General features: G+C 62.8%; 15 protein-coding genes. 10 read left to right on the forward strand and 5 right to left on the reverse strand.

Annotated elements, in window-relative coordinates; genetic code table 11:
• Nucleotides 1–48 precede the first annotated feature (48 nt).
• The 5 genes from NKJ81_RS11140 to NKJ81_RS11160 all read left to right on the forward strand — a co-directional run bounded on the left by NKJ81_RS11140 (nucleotide 49) and on the right by NKJ81_RS11160 (nucleotide 6328).
• Nucleotides 49–1233 carry an Mrp/NBP35 family ATP-binding protein gene (locus tag NKJ81_RS11140; protein ID WP_352469992.1) on the forward strand — a complete coding sequence of 395 codons (1185 nt, stop codon included), beginning with the start codon at nucleotides 49–51 and terminating at the stop codon, nucleotides 1231–1233.
• Nucleotides 1234–1470: 237 nt separating this feature from the next.
• A complete protein-coding gene (locus tag NKJ81_RS11145; RefSeq protein WP_352540456.1) occupies nucleotides 1471–3276 on the forward strand; it encodes an IlvD/Edd family dehydratase in 1806 nt (601 codons plus the stop codon).
• A gap of 317 nt (nucleotides 3277–3593) precedes the next feature.
• Nucleotides 3594–4427: a chromate resistance protein ChrB domain-containing protein gene (locus NKJ81_RS11150; protein WP_352540457.1), complete on the forward strand. Its 834-nt coding sequence runs from the start codon at nucleotides 3594–3596 to the stop codon at nucleotides 4425–4427.
• Nucleotides 4424–5812, forward strand: a complete 1389-nt coding sequence (gene chrA / locus NKJ81_RS11155; RefSeq protein WP_352540458.1) for a chromate efflux transporter — start codon at nucleotides 4424–4426, stop codon at nucleotides 5810–5812. The genes NKJ81_RS11150 and chrA overlap by 4 nt, the downstream gene beginning before the upstream one ends.
• 117 nt (nucleotides 5813–5929) lie before the next feature.
• Nucleotides 5930–6328 carry a hypothetical protein gene (locus NKJ81_RS11160; protein WP_352469996.1) on the forward strand — a complete coding sequence of 133 codons (399 nt, stop codon included), beginning with the start codon at nucleotides 5930–5932 and terminating at the stop codon, nucleotides 6326–6328.
• 46 nt (nucleotides 6329–6374) lie between these two features.
• Here NKJ81_RS11160 and NKJ81_RS11165 read toward each other — a convergent pair whose 3' ends face one another.
• The 3 genes from NKJ81_RS11165 to pdxR form a co-directional block, all read right to left on the reverse strand.
• Nucleotides 6375–7604, reverse strand: a complete 1230-nt coding sequence (locus NKJ81_RS11165; RefSeq protein ID WP_352540459.1) for an aromatic ring-hydroxylating oxygenase subunit alpha — start codon at nucleotides 7602–7604, stop codon at nucleotides 6375–6377.
• A gap of 115 nt (nucleotides 7605–7719) precedes the next feature.
• Nucleotides 7720–9309: a trimethylamine methyltransferase family protein gene (locus NKJ81_RS11170; protein ID WP_352540460.1), complete on the reverse strand. Its 1590-nt coding sequence runs from the start codon at nucleotides 9307–9309 to the stop codon at nucleotides 7720–7722.
• A 192-nt stretch (nucleotides 9310–9501) separates the two neighbouring features.
• Nucleotides 9502–10995 carry a MocR-like pyridoxine biosynthesis transcription factor PdxR gene (gene pdxR, locus NKJ81_RS11175; protein ID WP_352540461.1) on the reverse strand — a complete coding sequence of 498 codons (1494 nt, stop codon included), beginning with the start codon at nucleotides 10993–10995 and terminating at the stop codon, nucleotides 9502–9504.
• Nucleotides 10996–11250: 255 nt separating this feature from the next.
• On the opposite strand from pdxR, the gene pgi reads away from it, so the two are divergent.
• Nucleotides 11251–12894: a glucose-6-phosphate isomerase gene (pgi, locus tag NKJ81_RS11180; protein ID WP_352540462.1), complete on the forward strand. Its 1644-nt coding sequence runs from the start codon at nucleotides 11251–11253 to the stop codon at nucleotides 12892–12894.
• A 5-nt stretch (nucleotides 12895–12899) separates the two neighbouring features.
• Nucleotides 12900–13622 (forward strand): HAD family hydrolase, encoded by a 723-nt coding sequence (locus NKJ81_RS11185; RefSeq protein WP_352448533.1) that lies wholly within the window; start codon nucleotides 12900–12902, stop codon nucleotides 13620–13622.
• On the opposite strand, the gene NKJ81_RS11190 is transcribed toward NKJ81_RS11185, so the two are convergent.
• Both NKJ81_RS11190 and NKJ81_RS11195 read right to left on the reverse strand, forming a co-directional pair.
• Nucleotides 13606–14262, reverse strand: coding sequence for a class I SAM-dependent methyltransferase (locus NKJ81_RS11190; protein ID WP_352540502.1), 657 nt, complete (start codon nucleotides 14260–14262; stop codon nucleotides 13606–13608). The genes NKJ81_RS11185 and NKJ81_RS11190 overlap by 17 nt on opposite strands.
• Before the next feature lie 85 nt (nucleotides 14263–14347).
• Entirely contained in the window at nucleotides 14348–16093 is a 1746-nt protein-coding gene (locus tag NKJ81_RS11195) for a long-chain fatty acid--CoA ligase (RefSeq protein ID WP_352540463.1), read from the reverse strand.
• Here NKJ81_RS11195 and NKJ81_RS11200 point away from each other — a divergent pair.
• The 3 genes from NKJ81_RS11200 to NKJ81_RS11210 all read left to right on the forward strand — a co-directional run bounded on the left by NKJ81_RS11200 (nucleotide 16035) and on the right by NKJ81_RS11210 (nucleotide 19444).
• Complete coding sequence (locus tag NKJ81_RS11200) at nucleotides 16035–16691, forward strand: hypothetical protein (RefSeq protein WP_352540464.1); 657 nt, start codon at nucleotides 16035–16037, stop codon at nucleotides 16689–16691. The two genes, NKJ81_RS11195 and NKJ81_RS11200, sit on opposite strands and share 59 nt — an antisense overlap.
• A gap of 94 nt (nucleotides 16692–16785) precedes the next feature.
• A complete protein-coding gene (locus NKJ81_RS11205) occupies nucleotides 16786–18378 on the forward strand; it encodes an ABC transporter substrate-binding protein (RefSeq protein WP_352448537.1) in 1593 nt (530 codons plus the stop codon).
• Between the two features lie 58 nt (nucleotides 18379–18436).
• Nucleotides 18437–19444, forward strand: a complete 1008-nt coding sequence (locus NKJ81_RS11210) for an ABC transporter permease subunit (RefSeq protein WP_023676822.1) — start codon at nucleotides 18437–18439, stop codon at nucleotides 19442–19444.

Consider the following 19444-nt stretch of genomic DNA (forward strand, 5'->3'; position numbering starts at 1 on the left):
CTGTTCCGGAACTGCATTATCTGGAGCGGAAAAGTAGAGGAAAAACTCATGCCCGCCGCCAATGAAAACGTGACCAAGGAAATCGTTATCGAGCGCCTGAAGACGGTCAATGGGCCGGATTTCACCGGCAATATCGTCGACCTCGGCCTGGTTTCCGAGATTTTCATTGCCGATGCCAAGGTGTTCTTTTCGATAACCGTTCCCGCTGCCCGTGCCCAGGAGATGGAACCGCTGCGTGCGGCGGCCGAACGTGTCGTCAAGGCGATCCCCGGTGTTGCCGGCGCCGTGGTCGCGCTGACGGCGGAAAAGAAGGGCGGCGGCATGGAGGCGCCGGTTCCGCAAAGACCGGCTCAGAGGCCCGCTCCGCCGGCCGCACCTGCGCGTCCCACGCCGCAGGCGCCCGCCTCGCACAGCCAGGGCAAGCGCGGCGTACCCGGCATCGAAGCGATCATCGCCGTCGCTTCCGGCAAGGGCGGCGTCGGCAAGTCGACCACCGCCGTCAATATCGCCCTTGGGCTTGCCGCCAACGGGCTGCGGGTCGGGGTGCTCGATGCCGACATTTATGGCCCTTCCATGCCGCGTCTGCTCAACATTCGTGGCAGGCCGCAGACCGTCGACGGCAAGATCCTGAAGCCGATGCAGAATTATGGCCTCAAGGTCATGTCGATGGGCTTCCTCGTCGATGAGGAGACGCCGATGATCTGGCGCGGGCCGATGGTGATGTCGGCATTGACGCAGATGCTGCGCGAGGTCGAATGGGGACCGCTTGATGTGCTCGTCGTCGACATGCCGCCCGGCACCGGTGACGCCCAGCTGACCATGGCCCAACAGGTGCCGCTGGCCGGCGCCGTCATCGTCTCGACGCCACAGGACCTGGCCCTGATCGATGCGCGCAAAGGCCTCAACATGTTCAGAAAGGTCGACGTGCCGCTATTGGGTATCGTCGAAAACATGAGCTATTTTCTCGCCCCCGATACGGGAAAACGCTACGACATCTTCGGCCATGGCGGCGCCCGCCGCGAGGCCGAGCGTCTCGGCGTCACCTTCCTTGGCGAAGTGCCGCTCGAGATGGGCATCCGCGAAAGCTCCGATGCCGGCACGCCGGTGGTGGTCTCCAAGCCGGATGGCGCTGAGGCGAAAATCTATCGCGACATCGCCGCCAAGGTCTGGGACCGCGTCAATGAAGAGCGCGGCGCGGCCGAGGCTGCAGTGCCGAGCATCGTGTTCGAGTGATGCGGATGTCCCTCCCCAAGTGGGCCCCTTGAGGGGGAGGGTGGCCGGAAGGGTCAGGTAGGGTCCGCGGCGACGCGCTCCAACTCTCCGGGATAGCGGGCTGACAAACCACGATCCCGTCTGGCGCGGAGGCAGATGTATGTCTTTCGTACCAAAGAGCGGATTCGGATGGCGCGTGCCCCTTGCCTGCTCCCGCGCGTTGTCATATCGATTTGTCATACAAATACGGAGACCACGATGGCAGGCGCCCCCACCCACAAGAAGAAATTTCGCTCGCAGGAGTGGTTCGACAATCCCGACAATCCGGGCATGACGGCACTCTATCTGGAGCGCTACCTGAATTACGGGCTGACGCGGGCCGAACTGATGTCCGGCAAGCCGCTGATCGGCATCGCCCAGACCGGCTCGGACCTGTCGCCCTGCAACCGCCATCACATCGAACTGGCCAAGCGCGTGCGCGAAGGCATCGTCTCGATGGGTGGCATCCCTTTCGAGTTCCCTTGCCACCCGATCCAGGAGACCGGCAAGCGGCCGACTGCTGCACTTGACCGCAACCTTGCCTATCTCAGCCTGGTAGAGGTGCTCTACGGCTATCCGCTCGACGGCGTAGTGCTCACCATCGGCTGCGACAAGACGACGCCAGCCATGCTGATGGCCGCGGCCACCGTCAACATTCCGGCTATCGCGCTTTCGGTCGGCCCGATGCTCAACGGCTGGCACAAGGGCAAGCGCACCGGCTCCGGCACCATCGTCTGGGAATCGCGCCAGCGCCTGTCGGCCGGCGAGATTGGCTATGACGAGTTCATGGATATCGTTGCCTCCTCGGCGCCGTCGACCGGCTATTGCAACACGATGGGTACCGCCACCACGATGAATTCGCTGGCCGAGGCGCTCGGCATGCAATTGCCGGGCTCGGCCGCTATCCCCGCCCCCTATCGCGAGCGCGGCCAGATCGCCTACGAGACCGGAAAGCGCATCGTCGACATGGTGCATGAGGATCTGAAGCCGTCCGACATTATGACCCGTAAGGCCTTCGAGAACGCCATCGTCGTCAACTCGGCGATCGGCGGCTCGACCAACGCGCCGATCCACCTCAACGCCATCGCCCGCCATCTCGGCGTGCCGCTCGACAATGACGATTGGCAGAAGGTCGGCCTCAACGTACCGCTCATCGTCAATCTGCAGCCGACGGGCGAATATCTCGGCGAGGACTATCACCATGCCGGCGGCGTGCCGGCCGTGGTCGCCGAACTGATGAAGGGCGGCCTGCTGCCCTATCCGGAAGCCATGACAGCTAATGGCAAGACCATCGGTGACAATTGCAGGGGCGCCGTCAACGAGAACCTCGACGTCATCCGCACGGTTGCCGAGCCGCTGAAAGCCAATGCCGGCTTCATCAATCTCAAGGGCAATCTGTTCGATTCGGCGATCATGAAGACCAGCGGCATCTCGCCCGAGTTCCGCGAGCGCTATCTGTCGAACCCGAAGGACCCCGAAGCCTTCGAGGGCAACGCCATGGTGTTCGACGGGCCCGAGGATTACCACGCCCGCATCGACGATCCGGCACAAGGCATCGACGAGCACACCATCCTGTTCATGCGCGGCGCCGGCCCGATCGGCTATCCGGGCGGCGCCGAAGTCGTCAACATGCAGCCGCCGGCCTATCTGATCAAAAAGGGCATCCACGCGCTGGCCTGTATCGGCGACGGCCGCCAGTCGGGCACGTCGGGTTCGCCCTCGATCCTCAACGCCTCGCCGGAAGCCGCCATCGGCGGCGGGCTGGCGCTGCTGAAGACCGGTGACCGCGTCCGCGTCGATCTGCGCAAGGGCACCGCCGATATCCTCGTCAGCGACGACGAGATCACGCGGCGGCGCACCGAACTGCAGAACAATGGCGGCTATCACTATCCCAAGCACCAGACGCCGTGGCAGGAGATCCAGCGCGGCATGGTCGACCAGTTTTCCGAAGGCATGGTGCTGAAGCCGGCGGTAAAATACCAGGATGTGGCTCATACAAGCGGGGTGCCGAGGGACAATCACTGACCAGGGTCCGTCGCATGAGCCAGCCGCCGGTGCAGGCAATTTGCCGAGGTCAGCGCCAGGAGGGATAGGGGTGGGGTCACATCGCAGAGCGAAAGCCTCGGCTTTCCACCTGCGATAGCTGCCGATAATGGGCAGAAATGCCCGGCACAGGGTTGGACGCGGTCATTTGTCAACAGCGATTGCTCCTGCGAGAACGGCAATGCTTGACAAGCGAGCGCGACAAATCCACGATCATCGCAAGGGGTTAATCGCGACGACCCCGTGAGGCGTCAGCCCAATGTTCGCGTCCAAGCTTCTCTTTCCAGGAGGTGGACGCCATGCCGTCGACAACAACCATCACCGTACCGCAACTATCCCGTCTGATTGGTCTGCCGGGTGCACCCGCGATCATCGATGTCCGCATCGACGATGACTACAACGCCGACCCGCGACTGCTGCCGGCGTCGGATCGGCGTGATTTCAGGACTGTCTCGAACTGGGCTGCCGACTTCGCCGGCTGGCAAGTGACAGTCGTCTGCCAACAGGGAAAAAAGCTCTCGCAAGGCGTGGCCGCATGGCTGCGCCACGAGGGCATTGCCGCCGAATCGCTCGACGGCGGGTTTGAAGACTGGCGCGACTCCAAGGGGCTTCTTGTTGACGCCCGCAAGATACCGCCCCGCGATGCCAAGGGCCGCACCGTTTGGGTGACGCGTACGCGCCCGAAGGTCGACCGCATCGCCTGCCCCTGGCTGATTCGGCGCTTCATCGATCCTCACGCGGTCTTTCTCTTCGTCGAGCCGGCCGAAGTGTCGGCCGTCGCCGATCGCTTTCAGGCCGTGCCTTTCGACATTGAGAACGTGTTCTGGAGCCACCGCGGCGAACGCTGCACCTTCGACACCATGATCGAGGAGTTCGGGCTTAAATCCGAAGCACTCGATCGCTTGGCCACGATCATACGCGCCGCCGATACTGCGAGCCTCGATCTTGTTCCACAGGCGGCCGGGTTCCTGGCTGCCTCGCTTGGCCTGTCACGGATGTTTCGCAACGATCTGGAGCAGCTCGAGGCCGGCATGCTGCTCTATGATATGTTCTTCCGCTGGTGCCGCGATGCCACCGAGGAGACGCATAACTGGCCGGCCGCCGGCGCAGTCAGCGCGGGCAAACCATCGTGAGCGCCGTCCTATCGAAAAAGCCGGCGGAGATTCAGGAGCCCGCTGTGCCGAGCTTCCGGCAGGCCGTGAAGGTCTGGGCGAAAATCGGCGTGCTCAGCTTTGGCGGCCCGGCCGGGCAGATCGCGCTCATGCACAAGGAACTGGTCGAGGAACGGCGCTGGATCGGCGAACAGCGCTTCCTGCATGCGTTGAACTACTGCATGTTGCTGCCTGGCCCCGAGGCCCAGCAGCTCGCCATCTATATCGGCTGGTTGCTGCACAAAACGGCCGGCGGCCTTGTTGCCGGCATTCTCTTCGTCGTGCCGGGCGCGCTTGTCATGCTCGTCCTGAGCAGCCTCTATGCGCTCTATGGCGATGTACCACTCGTCGCGGCGCTGTTTTTCGGGGTCAAGGCGACCGTGCTCGCCATTGTCATCGAGGCGGTGATCCGGATCGGCAGACGCGCGCTGAAAAACCCGATCATGGTGTCGATCGCACTCGCTGCCTTCATCGCCATCTACGCGTTGAACGTGCCGTTTCCGCTGATCGTCCTGCTTGCCGGCCTGACAGGCTGGATCGGCAACCGTAGTGCGCCGGCATTTTTTTCAGCCGCATCGCAGGGCAAGGGCGATGTTCCCGACATCAAGGGCGCGGTGGATCTGATGTTCGAGCGCGGTGAACTGACCCACGTCAGGCCGACGCGATGGCACGCGCCGCGCACTTTGGCGATCTGGCTGCCGATCTGGCTGGGGCCTGTTCTGCTGATCTGGGCTTTCACCGGCCCTGCCAGCGTCTGGACGCAAATCGGTGGCTTCTTCAGTGTCATGGCGGTCGTCACCTTCGGCGGCGCCTACGCAGCCCTTGCCTATGTCGCGCAGGCAGCGGTCGAGTACTTCGGCTGGCTGGCACCCGGTGAAATGGTCGACGGCCTTGGACTTGCCGAAACCACGCCGGGTCCGCTCATCCTGGTCTTGCAGTTCGTCGGCTTCGTTGCCGCGTTCCGCCAGCCGGGCTTGCTGGCGCCGCTGGTTGCCGGACTGTTTGGCGGGCTGTTCACGCTGTGGGCGACGTTTACCCCATGTTTCCTATGGATATTCCTTGGCGCGCCTTACATCGAAGCGCTGCGCGGCAACAAGGCGCTATCGGCGGCGCTCGGTGCGATCACCGCCGCCGTCGTCGGCGTCATCATGAATCTCGCTCTATGGTTCGGCTTGCACGTCATCTTCGGCGAAGTGCGCAATGTCGGGCTTGGAATGGACGTGCCGGTGCTTTCATCGATAGACTGGCGCGCGGCGCTGCTTTCCTGTGCCTCGATGATCGCCATTCTGAAGCTGAAGATCGGTATGCTGCCGACGCTTGCCGGATCGGCGCTGGCCGGTGTCTTGTTGCTGGCGGTAAGTAGCTGATGCCTGCAAGGACTTGAAGCGCATCGCCTGAATCTACTTAAACGCGACGCTTTGAATGCCGCTGCGTTTGTATTCCGCTTGTGAACCACCTAACTGGTTGGGAACGGTTGGACCATTATGGCGCAACGGCGTTCTTCCCTCGGCTTCCTTGGAATGTTCGGTCGCTCGGGCGACTTGAGGCAGCTCGACGATGCATTGCGCGGCGCCGATCTGCATCCCGCCCTTGTGCCGGAGGGGGTAAAACTCACGATCGTCAATCTGATGAAGGATCACTGGCCCGACGAGCCGCCGCCGGGCATCTATGCGTCGGTGGCACAATTGTGCAGCTATTGCATCGCGGGTCCCGAAACCTTCGAGCAAGCCAATGGCCATCAACGGACGCTGGAAGCCGAGCGCCGCATCGAGGCGGCACTTGAGGCCGGCGACAGCTTCGACGCACAGATCGTGCTGATGACGCTGCATGCCAAGCTGATCAACGCCGAAGTCGTCGACCGATACGGGCTCAGCGCGGAATGACGCGACAGGCAAGATCTGCCGGATCCCCCCGCGGCAGCCGAGTCGATCAAGCCCGGCTGATCTCCTCAAGATACCAGCCGATGTAGCGCAGTTCGTTGTATTCCATCGGCGCGATCGGCCCCGGCACGAAATAGTGCGAGCGCACGCCACGCGCTGTGTGCTCGATGATCTTCTTGTCCTCTTGGGTGGTGACCTTCCACAGCCAGGTCAGCTTCTCCAGATCGTAGTCCTGGCCCTCGACCGCGTCGCCGCGCACCAGCCAGATCAGCTCCATCTCGCAGGTGCCCGCCGTTTTCGGGATGAAGCGGTAGATCATGCCGTGATCGGGATAGCAGACGAGGAAGGTCGTGCCGCCGAGATGGATGGAGGTGACGCCACCGTCATAGTCGGTGAAGCGGCCCATCAGCGGGGCCACCGGCGAGCCATCCTGGCTGCCGCTCGAAACGCCATCATAGAGCGCATAGCGGAAGGTATGGATTGCTTCCTGACCGGCCGCCGAGTTCTGCCAGCGGTTGGCGCTGCCGATCTCGATGCCGAGCGCGCAGGTGCGCTGCTCCATCGCCGCGTTGAGCTGCTCGATCATCTCGGCCGGCTTTTCCAGCGCATGCGTCTGCGAATATTCCGGATGCGCCGGCCCGCAATGGTAGCATTCGACATAGTTCTCGACGGCGAGCTTCCAGTTGGCGTCGAGCGGATAGGACTGGCGATACGCCACCTTGGCGTCGCCCCAGCCATACTGGCCGCAGCTTGTGCGCAGCGACTGTTCGATTGGATCGAAATCGAGCGGCGTCTCCGCGAAGGAAATGAAAACCAGCCCGGAGGCAACGCGGACATGAAGCTTCTTCAGCCCGTGCGCCGTGCGGTCGAAATCCTTCGGCATCAGGCGGGCAGCGCGCAACGACCCGTCATTGGAATAGGTCCAGGCGTGGTAGGGACACACGAACATCTTCGCGTTGCCCTTCTCCTTGGTGCAGACCTCGGCGCCGCGGTGGCGGCAGACATTGAGCATGGCATGCACGGTGCCATCCATGCCGCGCGTCAGGATGACCGCCTCATCGCCCAGTTTGAACAGCTCGAAATCGCCGGGGTTCGGGATAACGCTGGCATGGGCCAGGCAATGCCAGTGGCGGCGAAAGACACGTTCCATGTCACGCTCGAAGATCGCCGGGTCATGATAGAAGGCACGCACCAGGCCGTGGCCGGGCCGGTGAGACGCCACCAGCCGATCGATCGCGTCGCCGTCGGTGTGGGCTTGCAGGATAGGATGCGCACTCATTTGTCGTTCTGCCCGATGGTTGGTCCTGGGGCAATTCCAGGAAAACTGTGAAGCGGTTTTCCGTCCGGAATTGGCTCTGGGTGGTGGCTGTATGGCTGCACGAACTCGTCTCCGGTCAGCCGCCCATATACGTGCGCGGCAGGTGGATCAGGCTGCCGAAGCGGGCACGCAATCTGTCGTCGACCTGTTTTGGCACGTGGCGCGGAAATCGTTCGGCAAGAATGCGTTTCTTCTCGGTGATCGCCCGCAGCAATATATCAGGTCGGCCTTTTTCGTTCCATTCCTTCGGTGAGGAACGATCGGCGAAGGCGGGATAGAGATGATCGGTCTGCATCAGCTTGAGCGTTTGTTCGCTGTCGAGATAGTGGCCTGGGCCTTTGAGGCAGACCTCGGTGATGCTGTCGATCGACAGGGCCTCGTCAGTCACGTCGATGCCACGTGCGCAGCCCAGGCAATGACCGAGCATGTCGTTGTCGATGACCAGGCTCTCCAGGCAGAAGCCGAGCAGCGAGGCATGCATGCCGGCCGCCTCGTAGACGAGGTTGAGGCCGGAGAGGCCGGCCATCACATTGGTGATGCCCTTTTCGTAGCCGGATTGAATGTCGGGCAGTTTCGAATCCGTCATGCCAGCGGCCGAGCCGCCGGGCAGATCGTAGAATTGCGCCATCTGGGCGCAGGCCGCCGTTGCCACCGACTGCTCGGCCGACCCGCCGGCCATGGCGCCGGTACGCAGGTCCGACATGAACGGCCAGGCGCCGAAGATCGCCGGATGGCCCGGCTTGAGCGCATTGACATAGACCAGGCCGGCCAGTACTTCGGCCACCGCTTGCACGACGGCGCCGGCCATCGCCGCGGGTGCTGTGGTGCCGGACTGGCCGGTCGAGAGCAGCAGGATCGGGATGCCGCCTTCAACGCAAGCCTCGAGCACGCCGCAGGCATCCTCGGCGAACTTCATCGGCGGCACGACGAATGAGTTAGAGTTAGAAACGAATGGCCGGGCGCGGAAATTCTCCTCGCCGCCGGCGATGGCGTACAGCATTTCAAGCGCCGGCTTCACGTTCTCACGCACGGTGAAGGATGTTCCGACGTGCTTCGATGTCCCCATCACACAGGCATAGAGCGTGTTGAAATCCATCTCGAGCGGATCGGCGATGTCGCGCGCCACCATCGGCCGCTGGAAGAAATGGATGTTGTCCAGCCCATCGACGATGCGGGCAGCATCATAAATGTCCTGCAGCTTGGATTCGCGGTACTCGCGCTTCTCCAGATCCACCAGGTGCACGGCGATACCTGCCGTGCCGTAGTGCACGCGCTTGCCCTGGACCACCATGTCGTGCCTGGCGTCCTGGCCATGAAGTGTGAAATGTCGTGCCGCCCGCTTGATGGTGTCGAGCACTAGCGCGCGCGGAAAGCGCACACGGTCGTCGTCGCCATGGACCGCCCCCGCCTTGGTCAGCACCTTTATGCAGGAAGGGATGGCATTGGCGAAACCCACCGTCTCCAGGAGCGTCAGCACGCCCTCGTGGATGCGCTCGCAGTCATCCCCGCGCAGCGGCCCGTAGCTGCCGCTCTCGATGGCCTGGTGTCGTGGTCCGGTGTCCTCCATCAGAGGAGCTGATCGCATGGCATGTCCTGTTTCGCGAAGACCGGAGCGCTGTGGACGACGGTTCGCCGGCGTGTCCTGCTGTTCGACAGCCACTGGCATGGAAGCACTCCACCTTCATCGGCAGGAACTCGCGGCGGTTGGTCCACCATCGGCCTGCTTCGTCCCTCTACACAGCGACTATGCCGCCGGCATTGGCACAGCCTATGTGCCAGCCGGTCCCGTCGAATATGCCAAGGAGCTAAAGAACCAGAGCCGCACCACATGCGCCAGGCTCCGGTCGGGGAAGGGAGATCAGGCCGCTGCCGGCCTGCGTCCAGCTGCCGTCGCCAGTTCGCGGATGCCGGGTTCGATGTGCTGCAACGCGATCGAGGAAATGCCCAAGCGCATGAAACGCGATGGCTTTTCGGTGCGGTCGAAGAAGCGGTCGCCAGGCTCGATGATGACGCTGCGCGAGGCCGCGGCCTCCGCCAGCCCGCGCGAATCGGTGCCGCGCGGCCCCTCGAGCCAGAGCGATGTGCCGCCGGCCGAATCGGTCGAGCGCCACTCCGGCAGGAAGGCGGAAATCGCATGGACCAGACGCTTGCGCCTCTCGTCGAAGGCGCTCGACAGCCGCCGCACCAGTGCCTCGTGATGGCCGAGCGACAGGAAGAGCGCCACGGCGCGCTGGTTGTTCGCCGGCGGATGGCGCAGCATGAAGCGGCGTAGCGCCCGAAGCTCGGAGATCAGCCCGGCCGAGGCGACGATGTAGCCAAGCCTCAGGCCGGGAGCCAGCGTCTTCGACATCGAGCCGACATAGACGACGCGGCCGGAGCGATCGAGGCTCTTCAGCGCCTGCTGCGGCGCCTCGTCCAGGAGCTGGCTGTCATATCCGTCCTCGATGATGATCTGGTTGTGCCGGTTGGCGCGCGCCAAAAGCTCCTGCCGCCGCTCTGCCGACAGCGGCACCATGGTCGGGCAATTGTGGCTGGGCGTGACGAAGACGAAGCCGGAATCATTGGGAATGGCCGAGGTTACGATGCCCGAGTGGTCGACCGGAACCGGCTGGATCTCGGCGCCGGCCAGCCGGAAGATCGAACGTGCATCGGGATAGCCCGGGTCCTCCATCGCCACCTTGGAGCCCTTGGTCATCAACAGCGTCGCCAGCATGTAAAGCGCGTTCTGCGCGCCTAACGTCACGATGATCTCGTCCGGATTGGCGAAGATGCCGCGTCGCGGCAGCAGCCGTGCCTGGATCTGCTCGATCAGGAGCGGATCGTCGCGGTCGACCATGTCGGATGCCCAGTTGCGGATTTCGAGCACCGCCAACGCCATGCGGTTGCACTCGCGCCATTCGGCGGTCGGGAACAGCGCCGGGTCGAATTGGCCATAGACGAAGGGGTATGACGACTTGATCCAGTTGTCGTGCTTGGCCGGCGGCGGCATGTCGCTCGCCGCGATCTGCCGACGCGCCTTCCAGTCGATCTCGTTGGCCTGGTCGGGCGCCTTCTGATGCGGCTTGGCCGGCGTCGCCAGCACTTCGGGATTGACGAAATGGCCGCGGCGCTCGCGCGCCACCAGGAAGCCCTGGTCGACCAGCTGCTGGAAGGCCAGCACCACGGTGCCGCGCGCCACGCCGAGTTTTTCGGCAAGAATCCGGCAGGACGGAAGCGGCATGGAAGCCGCGATCTGCCGGTCGAGGATGGCGGCGACGATCGCCTGGCGGATCTGCGCCTGCAGGGTCTGACCGGATTCCGCCGAAATCCGGAACAGGCCGGACCATATGGCCGTGTCGTTTCGCTGTGGCATGGGAGATGTTCCTCGATGGCCAGCTTTTTTCACTTGGCTGGACCAGTCGAATGTACCGGTGGCACAAGGTGTTGCGCCAATCAATTTTTCTGATCGCTGGGATTTATGCCAGTGATCCTTTGAGCCGGCCCACGCTGCGCTGCGGCATCGCTGCGCATTGAAACAGATGGAATTCGACCCGATAGTTTGCCGCGACGACACGCGCCGGAAACATCCGGCCTGATAAGATGCATCTCAAGAGACCGGAGCGAAGCAGTGGATCAATCGTCCTTTCAAAAGCAGCTCGACGCATTGCGCGATCACCGTGCGGCCAAATCGGGCTCGATGCGCGAGGCTTTCGCTGCCGATCCGCAGCGCTTCGAGAAATTCTCCGCCAGTGACGGCGACCTGCTGCTCGACTGGTCGAAATGCGCGGTCGATGCGCCGACTATGGAGTTGCTGGAGAAACTGGCTGAGGCCGCTGACCTCGAAGGCCGGCGCGACGCGATGTTTGCCGGCAAGAAGATCAACGTCACTGAAGGCCGTGCCGTGCTGCACACGGCGCTGCGCAACCTGACCGGCAAGGGCATCGTGCTCGACGGCCAGGACGTGAAGGCGGAAGTCCTTGCCGTACTCGACGCGATGGGTGCCTTCGCCGACGCGGTGCGTTCCGGCAAGGCGGCCGGCGCGACCGGCAAGAAGATCACCGACATCGTCAACATCGGCATCGGCGGCTCCGATCTCGGCCCGGCCATGGCGACGCTGGCGCTGGCGCCCTATCATGACGGGCCGCGCGCGCATTACGTATCCAATATCGACGGTGCCCATATCCACGACACGCTGAAGGGTCTTTCCGCCGAAACCACCCTGTTCATCATCGCCTCCAAGACCTTCACCACGGTCGAGACGATGACCAATGCCGAAACCGCGCGCAGATGGGTCGAGAAGGCGCTCGGCAAGGAAGCGGTCGGCAAGCATTTCGCCGCCGTCTCGACGGCGCTCGACCTGGTCGCCAAATTCGGCATCGCGCCCGATCGCGTCTTCGGCTTCTGGGACTGGGTCGGCGGGCGCTATTCCGTCTGGGGTGCGATCGGTCTGCCGGTGATGATCGCCATCGGCCCGAAGGATTTTCGCGCCTTTCTCGACGGCGCCCATGAGATGGACGAGCATTTCCGCACCGCCCCGCTGGCGAAGAACCTGCCGGCGCTGATGGGGCTGATTGGCTGGTGGCACCGCGTGATCTGCAAATACCCCGCTCGCGCCGTCATCCCCTACGATCAGCGTCTGTCCAGGCTGCCGGCCTATCTGCAGCAGCTCGACATGGAATCGAACGGCAAGAGCGTCACCCTGGACGGCGGCGCTGTAACGACGCCGACCGGCCCGCTGGTCTGGGGCGAGCCCGGCACCAATGGCCAGCATGCCTTCTTCCAACTTCTGCATCAGGGCACCGATTTCATTCCGGTCGAATTCCTCGCCGCTGCCGTCGGCCACGAGCCGGAACTGAAGCATCACCACGACCTTCTGCTTGCCAATTGCCTGGCGCAGTCGGAAGCCTTCATGAAGGGCCGCACGCTTGAGGAAGCCCGAGCGCAGATGCTGGCGAAAGGCATGAAGCCGGCCGATGTCGACAGGATTGCTCCGCACCGCGTCTTCTCCGGCGACCGCCCCTCAGTGACGATCCTCTACAGGAAACTCGACCCCCACACGTTCGGACGGCTGATTGCGCTTTACGAACACCGCGTCTTCGTCGAAGGCACGCTGTTCAACATCAACTCCTTCGACCAGTGGGGCGTCGAGCTCGGCAAGGAACTGGCGACCGGGCTGCTGCCCGTCGTTGAAGGCAAGGAGAACGCCGCAAAGCGGGATGCCTCGACTGCTGGACTGGTGGAATACATCCACCGCTTGCGCGGCCCGGAGTGAAAAGCTTGGCGGACATCAAGGGAATATTGTTCGACAAGGACGGCACGCTCGTGGATTTCAACGCGACATGGCTGGGCATCGCCGACTTCATGGCGATGGATGCGGCCGAAGGCGATCGCTGGAAAGCAGACAGGCTGCTTGCGGCGGCGGGCTTCGACTTCGCCACCAAGCGCTTCAAGCCGGATTCGATTTTTGCCTCCGGCACCAACATGGACGTCGTCGAGCTGTGGTTTCCACGGCTGTCCGACGAGGACCAGATGCTTGCCGTCGCCCGCTTCAACGCCATCACCTCGGCGCAAGGATCGGCAATGGCGGTGGCGCTGCCGGGCGTGGTCGAGACGCTTGGCCTGCTTCACAGAAAATCCTACCGGCTTGGTGTCGCCACCAACGACTCGACCAGCGGCGCGGAAAAGACCCTGGTCACGCTGGGCGTCGCGCAGCTTTTCGACGCCGCCTATGGTTACGACGCGGTGGCCAATCCAAAACCGGCGCCGGATACGATCCTTGCCTTCTCTGATCTGACGGGGCTCAGGCCCTCGGCAATCGCCATGGTCGGCGACAACCGTCACGATCTTGAAATGGCGCGGGCGGGCGGCTGCGGTCTGGCGGTCGGCGTGCTGTCCGGCACCGGCACACGTGAATCGCTGTCCCAGATAGCCGACGTCATTCTGGATTCGGTGGCCGACCTGCCTGATTTTCTTTCGGCGCGGGTCAGCGAGACAGTCTAGACTCGCAGCTAGCTAGTCCGAACGAGAACACGCCGCTCGGTTTCATCGCCGCATTCCTGCCTTCGCCGACATCCGGCACCTCGTATTCGGCCAGCAGGCGAAGCCGCGAGCGGGGCAGATAGGCGCGGCCCGGATCGCCGATCAGCACGGCGATGCCGGCTGCAAGGCAGCGGTCGAGGAAGGGGACGACCCGGCCGGCGAGATCATGGGCGTAGAACAGGTCGCCGACCACCACGACATCCACCGGTGGCGGCGGACCGCTGGTGATGTCTTCGCCAATGATCATGATAGCGACGCCGTTCGCAGTCGCGTTGAGGCCGAGCGCAACCACACCGTTGCGATCGATCTCGGCCGCGACGACCGCGCTTGCCCCGGCTTTTGCCGCTGCAATGCCGACGAGACCCGAACCGGCGCCGAGGTCGAGCACGCGACGGCCGGCCACGGTCTCCGGCCGGTCGAATATGTAGCGGGCGAGCACCGCGCCGCCGGCCCAGACATAGGCCCAGTACGGTGGCTCCGGTTCAGGTCCGTCTTCTTCGGTCGCATGTTGGTTCCATTCGAGAAGCCGCCTGAGCCCGCTTCCCGGATGGGCGGTGTAAAGCCGAATTTCGGGAAGCGTGGGCACGGGGGCGATCCGCATGTTCGCCCGGATGAACTGTGCCGGGTCCGGGCGCGAACCTATGCTCACGGCGTTGGCGCCGGCGATGCAATCGCTCAAGCTGCGCCTAGCCCCGCAACGCCCGGCGCAGGATCTTGCCGACCGGTGTCTTCGGCAGCTCGGTGCGGAACTCAATATACCTGGGACGCTTGTAGCCGGTCAGGTTCTCACGGCAATAAGCCGTCAGCATGTCGGCGGTCAGTGCCGGGTCCTTCTTGACGACGAACAGCTTCGGCACTTCACCCGAATGCTCGTCCGGCACGCCGATCGCGGCAACTTCGAGTACGCCTGGATGCTGCGCCACCACTTCCTCGAGTTCGTTCGGATAGACGTTGAAGCCGGAAACCAGGATCATGTCCTTCTTGCGGTCGACGATCTTGGTGTAGCCAAGCTCGTCCATGAAGCCCATGTCGCCCGATTTGAAGAAGCCGTCCTCGGTCATCACCTTGGCGGTCTCGTCCGGCCGGTTCCAGTAGCCGGCCATCACCTGCGGTCCGCGGATGCAGATTTCGCCGACTTCGCCGAGCGGCAAATTGTTGCCGTCGTCGTCGCGGATCGCGATCTCGGTCGAGGGCAGCGGCAGGCCGATCGTGCCGGTGTAAACGCCGTCGCTGAATTTGTTGATCGTTGCTCCCGGCGAGGTCTCGGTGAGCCCGTAGGCCTCGCTGATCGGGCAGCCGGTCAGCACCTTCCAGCGTTCGGCGATGGCCCTCTGCACCGGCATGCCGCCACCCAGCGTCAGGATCAGCGGCTTGAAATCGAGCTTGCGAAAATCCTCATTATTGAGCAGCGCATTGAACAGCGTGTTGAGGCCCGGAAAGATGTGGATCGGGTATTTCTGCAGCTCCTTGACGAAGCCGGGAATGTCGCGCGGATTGGGGATGAGGACATTCTGCGCGCCTTGCTGCATGCCTACCAGCACGTTCGCCGTCAGCGCAAAAATGTGATAGAGCGGCAGCGCGCAGAGGAAGTTCAGATGCGCCGGCTTCGGCTTGACGGTAAAAGCGTCTTCGGCCCACAGCGCGTTCTGCGCGACGTTCGCCAAAATGTTGCTGTGCAAAAGCATCGCGCCCTTGGAGATGCCGGTCGTGCCGCCCGTGTATTGCAGGAAGGCGATGTCGTCGGCCGTGACCCTTGCGGGCCTGAAGGCCTTGCCTGTGCCCGCCTTCAGCGCGGCGTTGAACTTGACATGGCCGGGCAGCGACCATGCCGGCACCATCTTCTTGACGCGGCGTACAACGAAGTTGACGATCGTTCCCTTGAGCCCGCCGAGCATGTCGCCCATCGAGACGACCACGACATGCTTGACCGCGGTCCTGGCGATCACCGCTTGCAGGGTGCAGGCAAAATTTTCGAGGATGACAATGGCTTGAGCGCCGGAATCCTTGAGCTGGTGCTCCAGCTCGCGCGGCGTGTAGAGCGGATTGATGTTTACCACGACATAGCCGGCGCGAAGCACTGCCATCATCGCCACCGGATATTGCAGCACATTCGGCATCATCAGCGCGACGCGCGCGCCCTTCTGCAGCCCCGTTGATTGCAGATAGGCGCCGAAGGCGGCCGACTGTCGCTCGAGGTCGGCATAGGTGATCGATTTGCCCATGCAGACGAAAGCCGGCCGGCTTGCAAACTGCTTGCACACGGTGACGAGAAAGTCGCCGATCGAGCTGGAGGGCAGGGCGCCGATCTCGGCCGGCACGATCTTTGGATAACTCTTGAGCCACGGTTTTTCCGGCAGGCCGGCGGCCAGCGACGTGATCGCCTTTGGTAATCTCTTGGCCGGACCTGCCGGCAGTCGTGGCGCTGTCGGCACTGCCTTCGCCGCCGGCTTGGCGGCAGACTTTGCAGCAGGCGCCGTCTTGCCGGGTGCCGGTTTAGCAGCCGCTCCAGCCGTGGTCTTCGCCGCCGGCTTCGCGCTTGCCTTCGCGGTGGCCGTCGGCTTGGCGGCGGCCGCTTTTGACTTGACTGCTTTCGATGTTGCCTCGGCCTTTGCTTTCGCCGCGTTGGTTGTCTTTGCCGGTTTTGCCACCTGTCGCTCCCTCAATCGTTCTTATTGTTTCGGCATGCTTGCGCGCCACCACCGCCCTGATCACAACGATATCCCACACTTGCCGCAATGTCCGGAACGTGGGAAAATCCGGCACGCTGCCCACCTATCTATGTATTGCCACAAGCGACGGCCGTGCAAGCCTCGCCACCTGGAGTGCGGTAAGACTTGCCGTCAAACCTCTCGGCCGCGACCGGTTTTCGGATGCGCATCTCTTGAACCGAACGGCTCGATTCCCACAATTGGCGGCATCGCCGATCAACAAAAAATTGAAGTCGCTAATAATGTCGTGATCTGCGGATTCGGCTCGTTTTTTCCACAATTTGCCGCGTGCCGGAATTTTTTTCTGCTTCCCGTGGGTTAGGCAAACAAGCAGTTCCAAAGCTAGAAAAACGGTGCTTATATGCGGCCTTCGCGAGCCTGATAGAGGGGCTTGGAAGAACATCAGGGAGTGCTCAATGAAAAAGAAACTGACTTTTGCAGCCGCGTTGCTGGCTGCAAGCGTCCTCGGCGGCATGGCCAATGCAAAACAACTGGTCTATTGCTCGGAGGCTTCGCCGGCCGGCTTCGACCCGTCGCCATGGAGCGGCGGCAACGACTTCGACGCCTCGTCGCGCACCATCTATTCGCGCCTGGTCGAGTTCGAGCATGGCAAGACCACCATCTCGCCCGGCCTGGCCGAGAGCTGGACGGTTTCCGACGACGGTCTCGAATACACCTTCAAGCTTCGCCCAGGTGTGAAATTCCAGACGACCGATTATTTCACGCCGACGCGCGACCTCAACGCCGACGACGTGATCTTTTCCTTCGAACGCCAGTGGAAGAAAGAAAGCCCGTGGTACAGCTATCTGGAAGGCACCGGCTGGGAATATTTCACCGGCATGGGCTTCCCCGATCTCCTGAAGGAAATCGTCAAGGTCGACGACCTGACGGTGAAATTCGTGCTGAACAAGCCTGAAGTCGCGTTCCTGCCGGACCTCGGCATGGATTTCGCCTCGATCGTCTCCAAGGAATATGCCGACCAACTCGACAAGGCCGGCACCAGGCAGCAGTTCACCCAGAAGCCGGTCGGCACTGGTCCGTTCCAGTTCGTCGACTATCAGGTCGATGCGGTCGTGCGCTATGCAGCATGGGACGGCTACTATGGCGGGCGACAGAAGATCGACGATCTGATCTTCGCCATCACGCCCGATCCGGCCGTACGCGCGCAGAAGCTGAAGGCGGGCGAGTGCGATATCATGTCATACCCGGCGCCGGCCGACATTGCCGGACTGCAGGCTGACGCGAACCTCAAGGTCGACGAGCAGGAAGGCCTGAACATCGGCTACATGGCTTACAACACGACGCAGCCGCCCTTCGACAAGGTCGAGGTCCGCAAGGCCCTCAACATGGCGGTAAACAAGAAGGCGATCATCGACGCGGTCTATCAGGGCGCCGGCGCGCCGGCCATCAACCCGATCCCGCCGACCATGTGGTCCTATAACAAGGACATCAAGGACGATCCCTATGATCCGGAGGCGGCCAAGAAGATGCTGGCCGATGCAGGCGTCAAGGATCTGTCGATGAAGATCTGGGCTATGCCGGTCAGCCGTCCCTACAACCCCAACGCCCAGCGCGTCGCCGAGTTGATCCAGGCCGACTATGCCGCCGTCGGCGTCAAGGCGGAGATCGTCAGTTACGAATGGACCGAGTATCGCCAGCGCGGCAAGGCTAAGGATCGCGACGGCGCCTTCCAACTGGGCTGGACCGGTGACAATGGCGATCCGGACAACTTCTTTTTCCTGCTCGGTTGCGATGCCATCGGCCAGTCCAATTATGCGATCTGGTGCAACCAGGAATTCGAAGCCCTGCTGAAAAAAGGCAAGGCGACGACGGACGTCGCCGAGCGCACCAAGATCTACGAGGAAGCTCAGGTGGTGTTCAAGCGTGAGGCTCCGTGGCTGACCATCGCCCACTCCAAGGTCTTCATGCCGATGAACAAGAAGGTGTCGGGCTTCGTTATGGACCCGCTCGGCATTCATCGGTTTGACGGCGTCGACGTCACCGAATAAGTCCTGAGAAATTGAACGGCGGCGCTGGACTTCCCGCGCCGCCGTTCTATGAAGCAAGATGCTCCGTTATCTCCTCCACAAGCTCGCTTTGATCATCCCGACCGTGTTCGGCATATCGCTGGCGGCGTTTGCTTTCGTCCGGCTTCTGCCCGGCGATCCTATCCTGGCCCTGGCGGGCGAGCGCGGCGTCAGCCCCGAGCGCTACGCCCAGCTCATCGAGCAGTTTGGCTACAACCGGCCCTATGTCATCCAATACCTGGAATATATCGGCAGGGTCCTGACCGGCGATTTCGGCATATCTATTGCCACCAAGCGGCCAGTGCTCGGCGAATTCCAGGCGCTGTTTCCAGCCACGCTGGAACTGGCGACAGTGGCGTTGATCATCGCCGTCCTGCTCGGCATTCCTGCCGGTATCTTCGCCGCGGTCAAGCGCGGCTCGTGGTTCGACCAGGCTACGATGGGTGTCGCGCTGACCGGCTATTCGATGCCGATCTTCTGGTGGGGGTTGCTGCTCATTATCTTCTTCTCCGGCTATCTCGGCTGGACGCCGGTTTCCGGCCGCATCGGCCTGCAGTATTTCTTCAGGCCGACGACCGGGTTCATGCTCATCGACAGCCTGATCTCCGGCAGGAGCGGCGCTTTCAAATCTGCCGTCAGCCATTTGATCCTGCCGTCGATCGTGCTGGCGACGATCCCGCTTGCCGTCATAGCGCGCCAGACGCGCTCGGCTATGCTCGAGGTGCTGGGCGAGGACTATGTCCGCACCGCGCGCGCCAAGGGCCTGGCGCCTCGCCGCGTCATCGGTCTGCACGCTTTTCGCAACGCGCTGATCCCGGTAGTCACCACCATTGGACTGCAGGTCGGCACCTTGATGGCGGGCGCCATTCTGACCGAGACCATTTTTTCCTGGCCGGGCATCGGCAAATGGATGATCGATGCCATCGGCAAGCGCGACTATGTCGTCGTCCAGAGCGGATTGCTGATCATCGCGCTGATCGTCATGGCGGTGAACCTGATCGTCGACGTGCTCTACGCCGTCATCAATCCGCGCATCCGGGTGCAGTGA

This window comes from Mesorhizobium sp. M0018 (genome assembly GCF_040323955.1).
Lineage (GTDB): Bacteria > Pseudomonadota > Alphaproteobacteria > Rhizobiales > Rhizobiaceae > Mesorhizobium.